The organism is Schaalia dentiphila ATCC 17982 (assembly GCF_000154225.1).
GTDB classification, from domain to species: Bacteria; Actinomycetota; Actinomycetes; order Actinomycetales; family Actinomycetaceae; genus Pauljensenia; species Pauljensenia dentiphila.
Genome location: NZ_DS264586.1, coordinates 339,249 through 352,635, shown reverse-complemented (window position 1 = coordinate 352,635; position 13,387 = coordinate 339,249). Strand labels below are relative to the sequence as shown.

Sequence of the window (13,387 nt, the reverse complement as noted above, 5' to 3'; positions counted from 1 at the left end):
AGTGGCGCCTCACCCGCGAAAGCAACTCACCCCATGAGATGGGGATTTCGCGCGTCGCGTCTCGTTAAATACGCGGCAATGCGCTTTTTTAATGATTGGATATCGCCAACCACTACCCGTGTCGGGTAAGCTGGATCAGTCTAGGGGCTCTGCCCCGCATGCCCATCACCCGTAGGAGGAAGCCTTGCTCGGTGCATTCGCCCAGGCGTTCCGTACCCCCGACCTGCGTCGGAAGCTGCTCTTTACCCTTTTCATCATGGCCGCGTTCCGGCTGGGTTCGTTCATTCCGACGCCCGGTGTTGACTCGCAGGCCGTGCAGCGCTGTATGGCGCAAGAGTCGGAGGCGTCGCTGCTCGACCTCGTCAACCTGTTCTCGGGTGGAGCACTTCTGCAGCTGTCGATCTTCGCCCTGGGTATCATGCCCTACATCACCGCGTCGATCATCATTCAGCTGCTGAGGGTAGTTATTCCTCGCTTCGATGACCTCCATAAGGAAGGTCAGACGGGCCAGGCGAAGCTGACGCAGTACACGCGTTACCTCACGATCTTCCTGGGCATCCTGCAGGCGACCACGACGATCTCGCTGGCCCGCAGCGGTCAGCTCTTCCAGTCGTGCAACCACGACATCATCAAGGACCGTTCGGTCATGACCTTCATCATGATGATCATCGTCATGATGGCCGGTACCGGCGTGATCATGTGGCTGGGCGAGCTCATCACGGAGCGGGGCATCGGTAACGGCATGTCGCTGCTGATCTTCACGTCTATCGCGGCCCGTCTGCCCGAGCAGCTCCTGTCTATCGGCCAGGCCGGCAAGTGGGGTTCGGTCGCCGCTATCGTCGCCCTGCTTCTCCTCGTCGCGATTGCCGTCGTCTACGTTGAGCAGGCCCAGCGCCGCATCCCGGTCCAGTACGCCAAGCGCATGATTGGGCGTCGCCAGTACGGCGGCACCACCACCTACATTCCGCTGAAGATCAACATGTCGGGCGTTATTCCCGTCATCTTCGCCTCCTCGATCCTCGCCTTGCCTCCGATGGCGGCGCAGTTCGGCAGCCCGAACGACAAGTGGGTTCAGTGGATTTCTGCGCACTTCACGCAGGGCAGCTCGTTCTACCTGACGATCTACGCCCTGATGACTCTGTTCTTCACCTTCTTCTACACCGCTATTACGTTCAACCCGGACGAGGTTGCGGACAACATGAAGAAGTATGGAGGCTTTATCCCCGGTTACCGTGCGGGTCGTCCCACGGCCGAGTACCTGCGTTACGTGATTAACCGAATCACCTCTGCTGGTGCCCTCTACCTGGTGATCATTGCCCTTCTGCCGTCTCTCGCGATCATTCCGCTGCAGCTGTCGAGCTCGCAGATGCCCTTCGGTGGCACCACGCTGCTCATCATCATTGGCGTTGGTCTGCAGACGGTGAAGGAAATCAACACGCAGCTGCAGCAGCATCACTATGAAGGATTCCTGAAATGACAGTCGTCATCCTCCTCGGCCCTCCCGGAGCTGGCAAGGGCACCCAGGCCTCGCGTATCGCTGAGCGCCTCGGTATTCCGGCTATTTCGACGGGCGACATCTTCCGCGCCAACATGGCGGAAGGTACGGAGATCGGCAAGCAAGCGCAGGCCTACATGGACCGTGGCGAGTTCGTTCCTGACTCGGTCACGAACGCCATGGTAAAGGCGCGCCTCGCAGCCCCCGACGCTGCCGACGGTTTCCTCCTTGACGGCTACCCGCGTACCGTGGAGCAGGCGCACGTCCTGCGCGACATGCTCCTCGATCTGGGCAAGTCCATTGACGTTGTCCTGGAGATCCAGGTGGACGAGGACGAGGTCGTGGCGCGCATGCTCAAGCGCGCTCAGGAGCAGCACCGCACGGATGACACTGAGCCCGTCATCCGTCACCGACTGGAGGTCTACCACCAGCAGACGCTGCCCGTCGCCACCTACTACGTCGACCAGGACCTCCTGGAGGTTGTCGATGGCAGTGGCACGATTGACGAGGTTACGGCTCGCATCTTCGCGATCCTTGACTCGGTGGCAAAGAACTGAGCGATGCCTCGCATTGAACTGAAGTCCGCGCAGGAGCTTCGTTGGATGCGCGAGGCCGGTCTGGTCGTCGCGTCCATCCACGAGGCCCTGCGCGGCGCTATCCGCCCCGGCATTACGACGCGTGTGCTGGACGAGGTCAGCGCCCAGGCGATCGCCGACGAGGGAGCGACCTCTAACTTTAAGGGCTACTACGGCTATCCGGCGACGGTGTGTATCTCGGTCAACGATGTGATCGTTCACGGCATCCCGGGCGACTATGAGCTGGCTCCCGGAGACATCGTGTCTTTCGACTGCGGTGCGTACGTGGAGCGCGGCGGCCGTCAGTGGCACGGAGACGCTGCCTTCAGCGTCATCGTAGGTGAAGCTTTCGTGTCGGACGCTGACTTCGCGGCGGGGGAGCGGGCTACCGGCGCTATCGCCGGAGTGGACGAGAACCTGCTTCGTGAGCGTCGCCAGCTGGATGCCGTGACGCGTGAGTCCCTGTGGGCTGCCCTCACGGGGCTCGCGACCGGCAAGCGTATTAGCGCGGTCGGCAATGCGGTCGAGACCGTTGTTGCAGAGAACGCTCTGATCAATGGCTGGGAAGCTGGCATTATCGAGGAGTTCGTTGGCCATGGCATCGGTACGAAGATGCACATGCCTCCGGATGTTCTCAACTACAACGTTCGCGGCATTCAGGCTCGGCTCAAGCCGGGCATGGTCCTGGCGGTTGAGCCGATGCTGACGCGTGGCAACATTGCCTCGCAGACGGACGACGACGAGTGGACGGTGCGCACGGTCGACGGTCGCGACGCCGCCCACTGGGAGCACTCGATCGCGATCACCGAGGACGGTGTCTCCGTTCTGACGGCGCGCGACGGGGGAGTGGCCGGCCTGGCGCCCTACGGTGTTACTCCGGTGTCGCTCGACTGACACGACGGATGGCTGCGGGCCCGGTACCTCACGGAGGTGCCGGGCCCGACTCGTTCGTCGACGAGGTCGCGGCCTGATCACAGGTGTTTCTGCTGGCTGCGCCACCGGTTTTCCGAGCGCCGTCGGCCCGCCCGCCCGCTCGCCGTCCGCGCCGCGAGCTTCGCTCGGCGCGTCGGCTCGAAGCCCGGCCAGGCCCTGCGGCCCCGCCGGCGCTCTCCGCACTGGTGGCGCGTGGCGAACCCCGGCCTCGTCGATATGAGACAGACTGTGGCGGCGTTTCGCTGAAATGTGACGCATTAAACGTGAGCGAACCGACAGGGGCCCTGACTACCACCGATGGGCGTGAATGCCGTAGAGTAGTTCCTTGGGCGTATCTGCATCCGGCATTCGTTGGTGCACTATGCCTAGCGGCATCCGCCGCAACCTATCCGAGACATGTAGAGGATAAACGGAGGATATGGCGAAGAAAGACGGCGTCATTGAGATGGAAGGCACGGTCGTTGAGGCCCTGCCTAACGCGATGTTCCGTGTGGAACTGAAGAATGGCCACGTGGTTCTCGGCCACATTGCGGGAAAGATGCGTCAGCACTACATCCGCATCCTGCCCGAGGATCGAGTTGTCGTCGAGCTGAGCCCCTACGACCTCTCCCGAGGCCGTATCGTCTACCGCTACAAGTGACCCGACACAAACTGCCCAGCGGGCAGTGGAGGTAACAACCATGAAGGTCAAGCCGAGTGTCAAGAAGATCTGTGACAAGTGCAAGGTGATTCGTCGCCACGGCAACGTCATGGTCATCTGCGACAACCCCAGGCACAAGCAGCGCCAGGGCTGAGACCCGCTGCGACCCGCGGGGCACAAAGCCCCACAGCATCACTCTAAGCGCCCACTCGTGGGTGACCCTCGGTTCGGAGGCCGAGGCCGGGCTGCTCGCCCGGATTGAGCGATGACGACCTCCGATGAACAACTGGAGCAACATCACCATGGCACGTATTGCCGGCGTCGACCTCCCCCGCGAGAAGCGGCTCGAGATCGCGCTCACATACATCTACGGAGTCGGCCGCACCCGCGCGGCAGAGACCCTCGCCGCCACCGGCGTCAGCCCGGACACTCGCGTGAAGGACGCGACGGAAGAGGAACTCGTCAAGCTTCGTGACTACATTGAGGCAAACTTCAAGGTTGAGGGTGACCTCCGCCGTGAGGTTCAGGCCGACATTCGTCGCAAGATCGAAATCGGTTCGTACCAGGGCCTTCGCCACCGTCGTGGCCTGCCGGTCCACGGTCAGCGTACCAAGACCAACGCGCGTACCCGCAAGGGCCCCAAGCGCACCGTTGCAGGCAAGAAGAAGGCCAAGTAAGGCCTAGGAGAGCGAATTCCCTCGGGATAGCTTTCCGCGACAAGAAGGAACTGAACCAGAAATGGCAGCAGCAAAGACCTCGCGCTCGGGCGGTGCCCGCAAGCCGCGTCGCAAGATTTCGAAGAACGTCACCAACGGCCACGCCTACATCAAGTCGACGTTCAACAACACCATCGTTTCCCTCACGGACCCCACGGGCGCGGTTGTCGCCTGGGCGTCCTCCGGCCAGGTTGGCTTCAAGGGTTCGCGTAAGTCCACCCCCTTCGCCGCGCAGCTCGCGGCCGAGGCTGCGGCTCGTCGCGCCCAGGAGCACGGTATGAAGAAGGTTGACGTTTTCGTGAAGGGTCCCGGCTCCGGCCGTGAGACCGCGATCCGTTCCCTCCAGGCCGCCGGCCTCGAGATCGGTTCGATCCAGGACGTCACGCCTCAGGCCTTCAACGGCACCCGCCCGCCGAAGCGCCGCCGCGGCTGACTTGTGGACGGGAGGGCATTGCCCTCCCCACGTCTGAACCTTCGGGTTCTTACTCCCTTAGCCTGCTTCAGCAGGTTCCCATATCCGGTGTCATATAGCGGGCACCGGCCAGAAAGGAATAGACGTGCTCATTGCAGAGCGACCCATCCTGACCGAAGAAAAGGTCAGCGACCTGCGCTCCCGTTTCACCCTGGAGCCCCTCGAGCCTGGGTTCGGCTACACGCTGGGTAACTCCCTGCGTCGTACCCTCCTGTCCTCGATCCCGGGTGCAGCGGTGACGTCCATCCGTATTGATGGCGTCCCCCACGAGTTCCGCACGATCGAAGGCGTGAAGGAAGATGTCGCTGAGATCATCCTGAACATCAAGCAGATCGTCCTGTCCAGCGAGAACGACGAGCCTGTCGTCATGTACCTGCGGAAGGCTGGCCCCGGCGAGGTTCTCGCCGGCGACATCACGCCTCCCGCCGGCGTGGAGATCCACAACCCCGATCTGCACCTTGCCACCCTCAATGAGAAGGGCAAGCTGGAGATCGAGCTGACCGTCGAGCGTGGCCGCGGCTACGTGTCGGCTGCTCAGAACAAGGATCCGCAGGCCGAGATCTCTCGCATTCCGATTGATTCGATCTACTCGCCCGTCGTCAAGGTGACCTACAAGGTCGAGGCGACGCGTGTTCAGCAGCGCACCGACTTTGATCGCCTCGTCATCGACGTGGAGACCAAGCCGGCGATCACCCCGCGCGATGCACTGGCCTCGGCCGGCAAGACGCTGGTGGAGCTGTTCGGCCTCATGCGTGAACTGAACGAGGAAGCGGAAGGCATCGAGGTGGGTCCGTCCACCACCGACGCCACCCTCGCAGCCGATCTGGCTCTCCCGATCGAGAACCTGAACCTGCAGTCGCGTTCCTACAACGCGCTGCGTCGCCGCGGCATTCTGACCGTCGGCGAGCTGGTTGCTCACTCGGAGGCCGACCTGCTCGACATCCGCAACTTCGGCACCAAGTCGATCGAAGAGATCAAGGAGTCCCTGGCGGCCCTTGGTATGACGCTGAAGGACTCGGTCATGCCGAGCTTCGGTGACTCGGAGTCCGCCGCGATCTTTTCGGACGACCAGTCCATCTGACCCCGTGCGTCCGATGGACGCATTGAATCCGTAGGAGAAACTCATGCCCACCCCCAAGAAGGGTGCTCGTCTGGGCGGTAGCCCGGCACACCAGAAGCTGATCCTGTCGAACCTGGCAGCTCAGCTCATCGAACACCGTGCGATCACGACGACCGAGGCCAAGGCTAAGGCCCTGCGCCCCTACGTCGAGAAGCTCATCACCAAGGCCAAGCGTGGCGACCAGCACGCCCGCCGCACGGTCATGAAGAAGATCCCCAACAAGGGCATCGTCGCGATCCTCTTCGAGGAGCTCGTTCCCGCGATGGATTCCGAGCGCGCCGGCGGCTACACCCGCCTCATCCGCGTCGGCAACCGCAAGGGCGACAACGCTCCCCTGATGCGCATTGAGCTCGTCATGGAGAAGGTCGAGAAGAAAGCCGTCGTGAAGGCTGCCGAGAAGACCGCCGCCAAGGCCGTCGCCGAAGAGGCCGAGAAGGCCGCCGAGGCTGCCGCCGAGCGCGCCGAAGAGGCTCGCGAGGAAGGCGATCTCGCCAAGGCCAACGAGGCCGAGGAAGTTGCCGCCGAGGCCGGCAAGGCTGCTGACGCCGCCGAGCAGGTCGCCGACGAGAAGTGACCGTGAGTCACTGATCAACTCGAGCATTGGGCCGGACATTCCGCAAGGAGTGTCCGGCTCTTGCCGTATCCGGTAGCCTGAAGCCATGACTCGTGAGATGACGTTGGCGATTGACTGCGGCGGCGGCGGCATTAAGGGCTCCGTCGTGGATGAGCGCGGCACGATGATGGCCCCGCCTCACAGGGTGCCCACTCCTTACCCGCTGCCTCCTGAGCTCCTCGTGGAAACCGTTATTGGCCTCGCGCGTGAGCTTCCCACTCCGACGCGAGTGACGATGGGTATGCCGGGAATGATCCGCCACGGCGTCGTCATCGCAACGCCGCACTACATCACCCGCGATGGGCCGCGCTCGCGCGTGCTGCCCGAGCTGGTCGAGCGGTGGGATCACTTTGACATGGGCCGGGCGATTGAGCAGGCCCTCGCCCTGCCCACCAAGGTCTTGAACGACGCAGAGGTCGCTGGCGCTGGCGCTATCACGGGCCGCGGTCTCGAAATGATCATCACCCTGGGAACCGGCCTCGGTAACGCGGTGTTTGACGGCGGCCAGCTGGCGCCTCACGTGGAGGTCTCTCAGGGACCCGTTCGCTGGGGTCTGACCTACGACGACTACATCGGCGAGCATGAGCGCCTGCGCTTGGGTGACGTGCACTGGTCGCGCCGGGTCCGTCGCGTCGTGGATGGCCTGCGCCCCATGTACATGTGGGATCGCCTCTACTTGGGTGGCGGCAACTCCAAGCGCATCACGGCCTCGAACCTGCGCCTCATGGGCGATGACGTGATGGTTGTGCCCAACGACGCGGGCATCATCGGCGGCGTTCGGGCGTGGGAGCTGTGAGCGCGCGGCGCCTACGCCTCGACCTGGGCTACGACGGCACCGACTTTCGTGGCTGGGCCGCCCAGCCCGGACTGCGCACCGTCCAGGGTGAGGTCGAGGCGGCGCTGGCCATGGCCTCGCGCGAAGACGTCGTGACGACGGTCGCCGGTCGTACCGACGCGGGTGTTCATGCGCGTCACCAGGTCTGTCACGCGGACATCTCCGAGGCCGCCTGGGCACGCCTGTCGCCCAGGGGAGGGGAGTCCAACGAGCAGGCCGTGGCCTCGGCGATTGTCCGCCGACTCAACAAGATCCTCTCCGGCCGCTACGGCGAGCGCGCGCGTGGCCGAGACCTTGCTGCCGCGCGCGGCACCTGCGACGTGCGCATCTACTCGGCCGCCGTCGTTGACCCCAGTTTCGACGCGCGCTTCTCCGCCCTCGGCCGCTCCTACGCCTACCGGGTGTCCGACCGTCCCGAGCCCCTCGGGCGCTGGGATCGCCTGTGGGTCGAAGAACCCCTCGACGAGGCTGCCATGAACGAGGCCGGGGCCGCGCTCCTCGGGGAACATGACTTCCTCGGGTTCTGTCGTCCGCGCGAGGGAGCCACGACGATCCGAACCCTGCGTACCCTGCTCGCCGAGCGTGACGCCGAGGGGACCCTCGTCTTCCGAGTCGAGGCGGATGCCTTCTGCCACTCGATGGTCCGCTCCCTGGTGGGGGCGCTGCTGCTGGTGGGCTCTGGCGCGCGCGACGTCACCTACCCCGTGCAGATCCTGCGGGCCCGGTCCCGCTCCGAGGCCGCGCCGATCGCCCCCGCACACGGGCTCACCCTCGAGGGCGTGGAGTATCCCGATCCCTCGCAGTGGAGCGCGCGGGCCGAGCAGGCCCGGGCCAGGCGCGACACGTGCTGCGGCGACGACGGCTGAGGAATGTGACACAGTATTCGCCGCGCTTTGACCGCCGGGCTGAGCACAGATAATATGGCTAGTGCTGTGCGTCAGCAGAGTACCTAGTGTCTCCCACTCGCTAGGAGCGCTCGCCGACGCCTCGCGCGAACCGTTTCATCGCGGATGCCCCCGGAAAAACCGGCGCGGCGTCCCATGACCAACAAGAATTGAAGGTTACGCCCGTGCGCACCTATTCACCCAAGCCTGGGGACGCAGACAAGAAGTGGTACGTCATTGACGCCACCGACGTCGTCCTCGGTCGCCTGGCAGCCCAGACCGCTGCCCTCCTCCGTGGGAAGCACAAGCCGACGTTCGCCCCTCACATGGACATGGGCGACAACGTCATCATCATCAACGCGGACAAGGTCGCTCTGACCGGCAAGAAGCTCGACCAGAAGATGGCCTACCGTCACTCCGGTCGTCCCGGTGGCCTGACCGCGACCGCTTACCGCGACCTCCTCGCCGCGACGCCTGAGCGCGCCGTCGAGAAGGCCGTTAAGGGCATGCTTCCTCACAACTCCCTCGGCCGCGCGCAGTTCAAGAAGCTGCACGTTTACGCTGGCCCGGAGCACCCCCACGCCGGCCAGTCGCCGGTTCCCTACGAACTGACCCAGGTGGCTCAGTGACCTTCGGTCGCTGAACGCCTTTGACCCTGAGGAGAACCGTGGCTGAGACCATCGTTTCCGCTGAGCTGGACGAGGAAGTCGTCCCCAGCTCCTACACGTCCGAGACCGAGTCGGCGCCCGCCGGCGCCGGTCAGTCCATCACTGCGCCCGGCGCGGGCCTGGGCCGCCGCAAGGAGGCCGTCGCCCGCGTTCGCCTGGTCCCCGGCTCCGGCAAGTGGACCATCAACGGTCGCACCCTTGAGGACTACTTCCCCAACAAGCTGCACCAGCAGCTGGTGAAGTCCCCCTTCGTGCTGCTCGACATTGACGGCCGTTTCGACGTCATCGCCCGCATCAACGGCGGCGGCGTCTCCGGCCAGGCCGGCGCCCTGCGCCTCGGCGTGTCGCGCGCCCTCAACGAGATCGACCGCGACGCGAACCGTCCGGCCCTCAAGAAGGCTGGCTTCCTGACCCGCGATGCCCGCGCCACCGAGCGTAAGAAGGCAGGCCTCAAGAAGGCCCGCAAGGCTTCGCAGTTCTCGAAGCGCTGATTTCACTCAGCACTTTTTCTGTTGGCCGCGTCCCGCTCCTGCGGGGCGCGGCCTTTGTTTCCCCATCACCACGTGCCAGGATGTGAGCGCCTCCGCTGTCCGTGCCCCGGCCTCGTACCAAGGAGAAGGCGCGGGCGCGGTAGGCTTAGTGCAGTCGTATGACCCACTGAACGGAGAGACTATGCCCAGGATGTTCGGCACGGATGGCGTGCGAGGACTGGCGAACGTTGACATCACTGCGGACCTCGCGCTGCAGCTCGGCGAGGCGGCTGCCCGCCAGTTCGGCGGCTCCCTGCGTGCGGACGGCTCCAAGCCCCGCGCGATCATCGGGCGCGATACCCGTATTTCGGGCGAGTTCCTCGACCACGCACTTGCGGCGGGTCTGGCGAGCGCCGGTATGGACGTCACCCGGATTGGCGTTGTCACCACGCCGACGGTCGCCCACCTGACGGCCACGGAGGACACCGTGGACCTGGGCGTCATGATCTCCGCCTCGCACAACCCCATGCCTGACAACGGCATTAAGTTCTTTGCCCACGGAGGCTACAAGCTGGCCGACTCCGTGGAGGACCAGATCGAGGCGCTCGTGAACACTGAGTGGGATCGTCCCACCGGCGACGCCGTCGGTGAGATCAACGCCGACCACGCATGGGCGAAAGACTCCTACATTGCGCACCTCGTCGAGGCGATCGGCACCGATCTGCGCGGCATGAAGATCGCGATCGATTGTGCGAATGGTGCGGCCTCCGAGCTGGGGCCGGCCGTGTTCCGCGAGCTCGGCGCGGATATCACCGTCATCAACGCGTCCCCCGATGGGCGCAACATCAACCTCAACGCGGGTTCCACGCACCCCGAGTCCCTGCAGGCCGCCGTCGTCGAGGCCGGCTGCGACTTTGGTGTTGCTTACGACGGAGACGCCGATCGCTGCCTCGCCGTCGACCACGAGGGCAACCTCATCGATGGCGACAAGATCATGGGTTCTCTGGCCGTGAACGCTCTTGAGCGCGGCACTCTCGCCAAGGACACGCTGGTCGTGACCGTCATGAGCAACCTGGGCTTGCTGATCGCCATGCGGGAGGCTGGTATTAAGACCGTGCAGACCGGCGTGGGCGACCGCTACGTGCTTGAGGAGATGCTGGCGTCCGGCTACTCGCTCGGCGGCGAGCAGTCCGGCCACATCATCGCCCGCGACCATGCGACCACCGGCGACGGCATCCTGTCCTCGCTGCTCGTCTCCCGCATGGTGAAGGAGTCGGGCCGCTCCCTGGCGGACCTGACCTCCTTCATCCAGCGCCTGCCGCAGACCCTCATCAACGTGGGCGGCGTGGATCGCGCTGGTGCCTCGACGAACGAGGCTGTTGCTGAGGCCGTGGCGGCCGCAGAGGCCCGTCTGGGAGAGACCGGCCGCGTGCTTCTGCGTCCCTCGGGCACGGAGCCGCTCGTGCGCGTCATGGTCGAGGCTGCCACGCAGGAAGAGGCCGACTCGGTCGCCGCTTCGCTGGCGGACGTCGTCAAGGAGAACCTGGCGCTGTGAGCGTCTGAGAGATGTACGCGTGAGGGCGGGCACCAGCCGGTGCCCGCCCTCTGTGTATGTGTTGTTGGCGTACGAGGCCGCCTGTCGCCCTCCTGTGTGGAGTGTGCAGCAGGCGGCCTCGTGCTGGTGTACGACGAGTCGTCAGATCTTGGCGGCCTCGATCCACTCCAGCGGGATGCGGCTGAAGTACAGGCCCTGCATCTCACGCTCCCACAGCAAGCCCAGAGCCCCGTCGGGGAGGATCGTCATGCACTGGTAGACGTAGTGGGCCGGGTTGAATGTGCGAGATGCGATCCACGTCCGCCCGCCGTCTTCGGACAGGCGCAGAACGCCGCGGCCGCGGTAGGGACGCATCTGCGAGGCATTCGCGAACACCACGCGCTCGGGGCAGTCCTCCGTCGGCCAGGGAACCGCGTTCGGCTGGCAGAAGATTTCGGTGATCTCCTCGGCGAAGAACACGTCGCTCCAGGTTTCGCCTCCGTCGGTGCTGACGGTCGCCGCGACCTTTCCGCTGGGGTGCTGGTTGCGCATGAGCATGAGGAGTGAGCCGTCGGCGCGCTCGATGAGCGTGGCCTCGTGCGTCGCGGCCGCTTCGGTGTCGAGCGTGCGTGAGTCGATCTCGCGGCCCTCGAAGATGCGCCCGTCGTTGGGAGACTTGCCGCGCTTCCATGTCGTACCGCCGTCATCGGAGTAAACGACGGATGCGGAGAAGTGACGCTTGTGGTCCCCGTTGTAGTAGATCGGGATGACGAGGCGCCCGCTGCGCAGCTGCACGCCCGTGCCCGGGGAGGTCCCGCAGAAGGACATCCATTCTTCCTTCACGTCTTGGTTGAGGTTGAAGGGGCCGGACCAAGTCTCGCCGTCGTCGTCGGAGTAGATCATTTGAAGGAAGCAGGTCCGGGCCGTCAACAGTGTCTGGTGGGGATCGACGCCATCGGCGAGGAATACGTTGCCACCGGAGGATTCCTGTCCGCCTTCCGTGACGGTGACGTCGCCGCGCTCGGAGACCGTGAATGCAGTGGTGTTGCCGTCGGCGTCCGTGACGCTTCCATCCTGGTTCCACGTGTAGGTGGCACCGTTGGCGTCGTGCAGGATGTACCGGCCCCGTTCGTCGACGCCGAGGCCGGCCTCGGCGTTTGGCTGGCCGATGCCGCCCGGGAAGTGGTCGATGAGGATAACGAGGCGTCCGTTGCGGCGGTCCTGCACGACGCATGAGTCGATGACGGATGCACCCTTGGCGCCGTGACCGGGGTAGGTGAGGACTGTCTGGAGGTCGCCCCACGTGTGTCCTCCGTCGAACGAGCGGCGAACCGTGAAGTTGATCGAGTTGGGTGAGTCGTTCGCGATGGTCTCACGCTGGTCGGCGCCTGCGACAACGACTCCGGATTCCAGGGTGATCAGTGAGGGGATGCGGTAGCTGATCGAGTCGTGAAACCCGGCATCGAACAGGCATTGCGTGTCGACCGGAGCGATCGAGGAGAGCTTCTTGATCTGCGAATCGTTGAGGACCGACGAGTAGAGTGTCGCATTGCGGACCTCGCCGAAGAGGCGAGACCCGGAGGTGTCCTGACCGATGACGACCTCGTCGAGGGAATCGACGGCTGCGAAGAATGCCTGTCCGGGCAGGTGAGCCTCAAGGTAGCCGTCCACGTAGATCTGTACTGCGCCGTGTCCGACGCGAACGACGACGTCGTGCCAGTGTCCCTGGTCCCAGTGCCCGTGGGCCGTAAATGTACGCCACTCGCCCCGTCGCCCGAGGACCTTGTACTCGATGCCTTCTTCCGTCACGGACAGGTTGAGCTGCTCGGTGCCGCCACCACCCGCCGCGAGGATCGTGCCGTGCTGGCCCGGTCCGCGCACGCGGTAGCGGGCGAAGATCGTGCCCGCGGTGAGCTCAGAGAGTTCGGCGACGTCGTAATCCGACAGGTGAGCGGCGGCAAACTCGATGAGCGGGGTGGGGGCGGGCGAGAGTGCGAGGATCTCTGCGGGGGAGAGAACGCCGTCATGCTCTGTGAAGGATCGAATGTCGATGCCGGCTCCCGGCGTGAGTTCGAGAGTAGCCTCGGGGCCGCTGGCAGCGGGGGAGAGGTCTGCGGTCGTAGAGAAGCACTGGTAGCCGTCGAGGAAGATCTTGGAGCCCGCGCTGGTGGCCGTGATCGCGAGAGAGTGCCAGGTGCCGTCCGTGACGGAGGCAGTGTCTTCCATGTCCAGGGCGAAGGACATGGCGTTTGTTGATCCCTCGAGGAAGAGGGCGCTGGAGCGGATGAACAGGTGCCACCCTGTGTCGGCCGTGCTGTGGAGCTCAATCAATGCTCCATCGATGCGTGCTCGGAACTGTAAAGTCCAGGAGATTCCCGGGTGACCTGCGTCGATGCTCATGCTTGACACCTTTCTGTTAGTTGCTGATTTCG

The 13,387-nt window shown here is 64.6% G+C and carries 15 protein-coding genes; 14 read left to right on the top strand and 1 reads right to left on the bottom strand.

The features are described 5' to 3' along the window. Positions 1 to 184: 184 nt before the first annotated feature. From secY to glmM, 14 genes are all read left to right on the top strand, one after another. Entirely contained in the window at positions 185 to 1,477 is a 1,293-nt protein-coding gene (secY, locus tag ACTODO_RS01475) for a preprotein translocase subunit SecY (protein ID WP_003790585.1), read from the top strand. Then, positions 1,474 to 2,052: an adenylate kinase gene (locus ACTODO_RS01470; RefSeq protein WP_003790584.1), complete on the top strand. Its 579-nt coding sequence runs from the start codon at positions 1,474 to 1,476 to the stop codon at positions 2,050 to 2,052. Before secY ends, ACTODO_RS01470 begins: the two co-directional genes overlap by 4 nt. 3 nt (positions 2,053 to 2,055) lie before the next feature. Beyond that, positions 2,056 to 2,964, top strand: a complete 909-nt coding sequence (locus tag ACTODO_RS01465) for a type I methionyl aminopeptidase (protein WP_003790582.1) — start codon at positions 2,056 to 2,058, stop codon at positions 2,962 to 2,964. A gap of 457 nt (positions 2,965 to 3,421) precedes the next feature. Next, positions 3,422 to 3,643 carry a translation initiation factor IF-1 gene (gene infA, locus ACTODO_RS01455; RefSeq protein ID WP_003790580.1) on the top strand — a complete coding sequence of 74 codons (222 nt, stop codon included), beginning with the start codon at positions 3,422 to 3,424 and terminating at the stop codon, positions 3,641 to 3,643. Positions 3,644 to 3,683: 40 nt separating this feature from the next. Further along, positions 3,684 to 3,797, top strand: a complete 114-nt coding sequence (gene rpmJ, locus ACTODO_RS01450) for a 50S ribosomal protein L36 (protein WP_003790577.1) — start codon at positions 3,684 to 3,686, stop codon at positions 3,795 to 3,797. A 148-nt stretch (positions 3,798 to 3,945) separates the two neighbouring features. Further along, on the top strand, positions 3,946 to 4,320 hold the full coding sequence (rpsM, locus tag ACTODO_RS01445; protein WP_005872704.1) for a 30S ribosomal protein S13: 375 nt from the start codon (positions 3,946 to 3,948) through the stop codon (positions 4,318 to 4,320). A 61-nt stretch (positions 4,321 to 4,381) separates the two neighbouring features. Then, the gene (rpsK, locus tag ACTODO_RS01440; RefSeq protein WP_003790556.1) at positions 4,382 to 4,792 is read left to right on the top strand and encodes a 30S ribosomal protein S11; all 411 of its coding nucleotides are present in this window, start codon (positions 4,382 to 4,384) and stop codon (positions 4,790 to 4,792) included. Positions 4,793 to 4,916: 124 nt separating this feature from the next. Further along, positions 4,917 to 5,912: a DNA-directed RNA polymerase subunit alpha gene (locus ACTODO_RS01435; protein WP_003790553.1), complete on the top strand. Its 996-nt coding sequence runs from the start codon at positions 4,917 to 4,919 to the stop codon at positions 5,910 to 5,912. 43 nt (positions 5,913 to 5,955) lie between these two features. Next, entirely contained in the window at positions 5,956 to 6,525 is a 570-nt protein-coding gene (rplQ, locus tag ACTODO_RS01430; protein ID WP_003790552.1) for a 50S ribosomal protein L17, read from the top strand. An 85-nt stretch (positions 6,526 to 6,610) separates the two neighbouring features. Beyond that, positions 6,611 to 7,360, top strand: coding sequence for an ROK family protein (locus ACTODO_RS01425; protein ID WP_003790551.1), 750 nt, complete (start codon positions 6,611 to 6,613; stop codon positions 7,358 to 7,360). Continuing rightward, positions 7,357 to 8,265, top strand: a complete 909-nt coding sequence (locus ACTODO_RS01420; protein ID WP_003790549.1) for a tRNA pseudouridine synthase A — start codon at positions 7,357 to 7,359, stop codon at positions 8,263 to 8,265. Before ACTODO_RS01425 ends, ACTODO_RS01420 begins: the two co-directional genes overlap by 4 nt. Before the next feature lie 203 nt (positions 8,266 to 8,468). Continuing rightward, the gene (gene rplM / locus ACTODO_RS01415; RefSeq protein ID WP_016460312.1) at positions 8,469 to 8,912 is read left to right on the top strand and encodes a 50S ribosomal protein L13; all 444 of its coding nucleotides are present in this window, start codon (positions 8,469 to 8,471) and stop codon (positions 8,910 to 8,912) included. A 38-nt stretch (positions 8,913 to 8,950) separates the two neighbouring features. Continuing rightward, positions 8,951 to 9,442 (top strand): 30S ribosomal protein S9, encoded by a 492-nt coding sequence (gene rpsI / locus ACTODO_RS01410; protein ID WP_009054763.1) that lies wholly within the window; start codon positions 8,951 to 8,953, stop codon positions 9,440 to 9,442. 181 nt (positions 9,443 to 9,623) lie between these two features. Further along, positions 9,624 to 10,976 carry a phosphoglucosamine mutase gene (gene glmM, locus ACTODO_RS01405; protein WP_003790544.1) on the top strand — a complete coding sequence of 451 codons (1,353 nt, stop codon included), beginning with the start codon at positions 9,624 to 9,626 and terminating at the stop codon, positions 10,974 to 10,976. Between the two features lie 141 nt (positions 10,977 to 11,117). On the opposite strand, the gene ACTODO_RS01400 is transcribed toward glmM, so the two are convergent. Further along, positions 11,118 to 13,355, bottom strand: a complete 2,238-nt coding sequence (locus tag ACTODO_RS01400) for a sialidase family protein (protein WP_003790542.1) — start codon at positions 13,353 to 13,355, stop codon at positions 11,118 to 11,120. Positions 13,356 to 13,387: the final 32 nt, after the last annotated feature.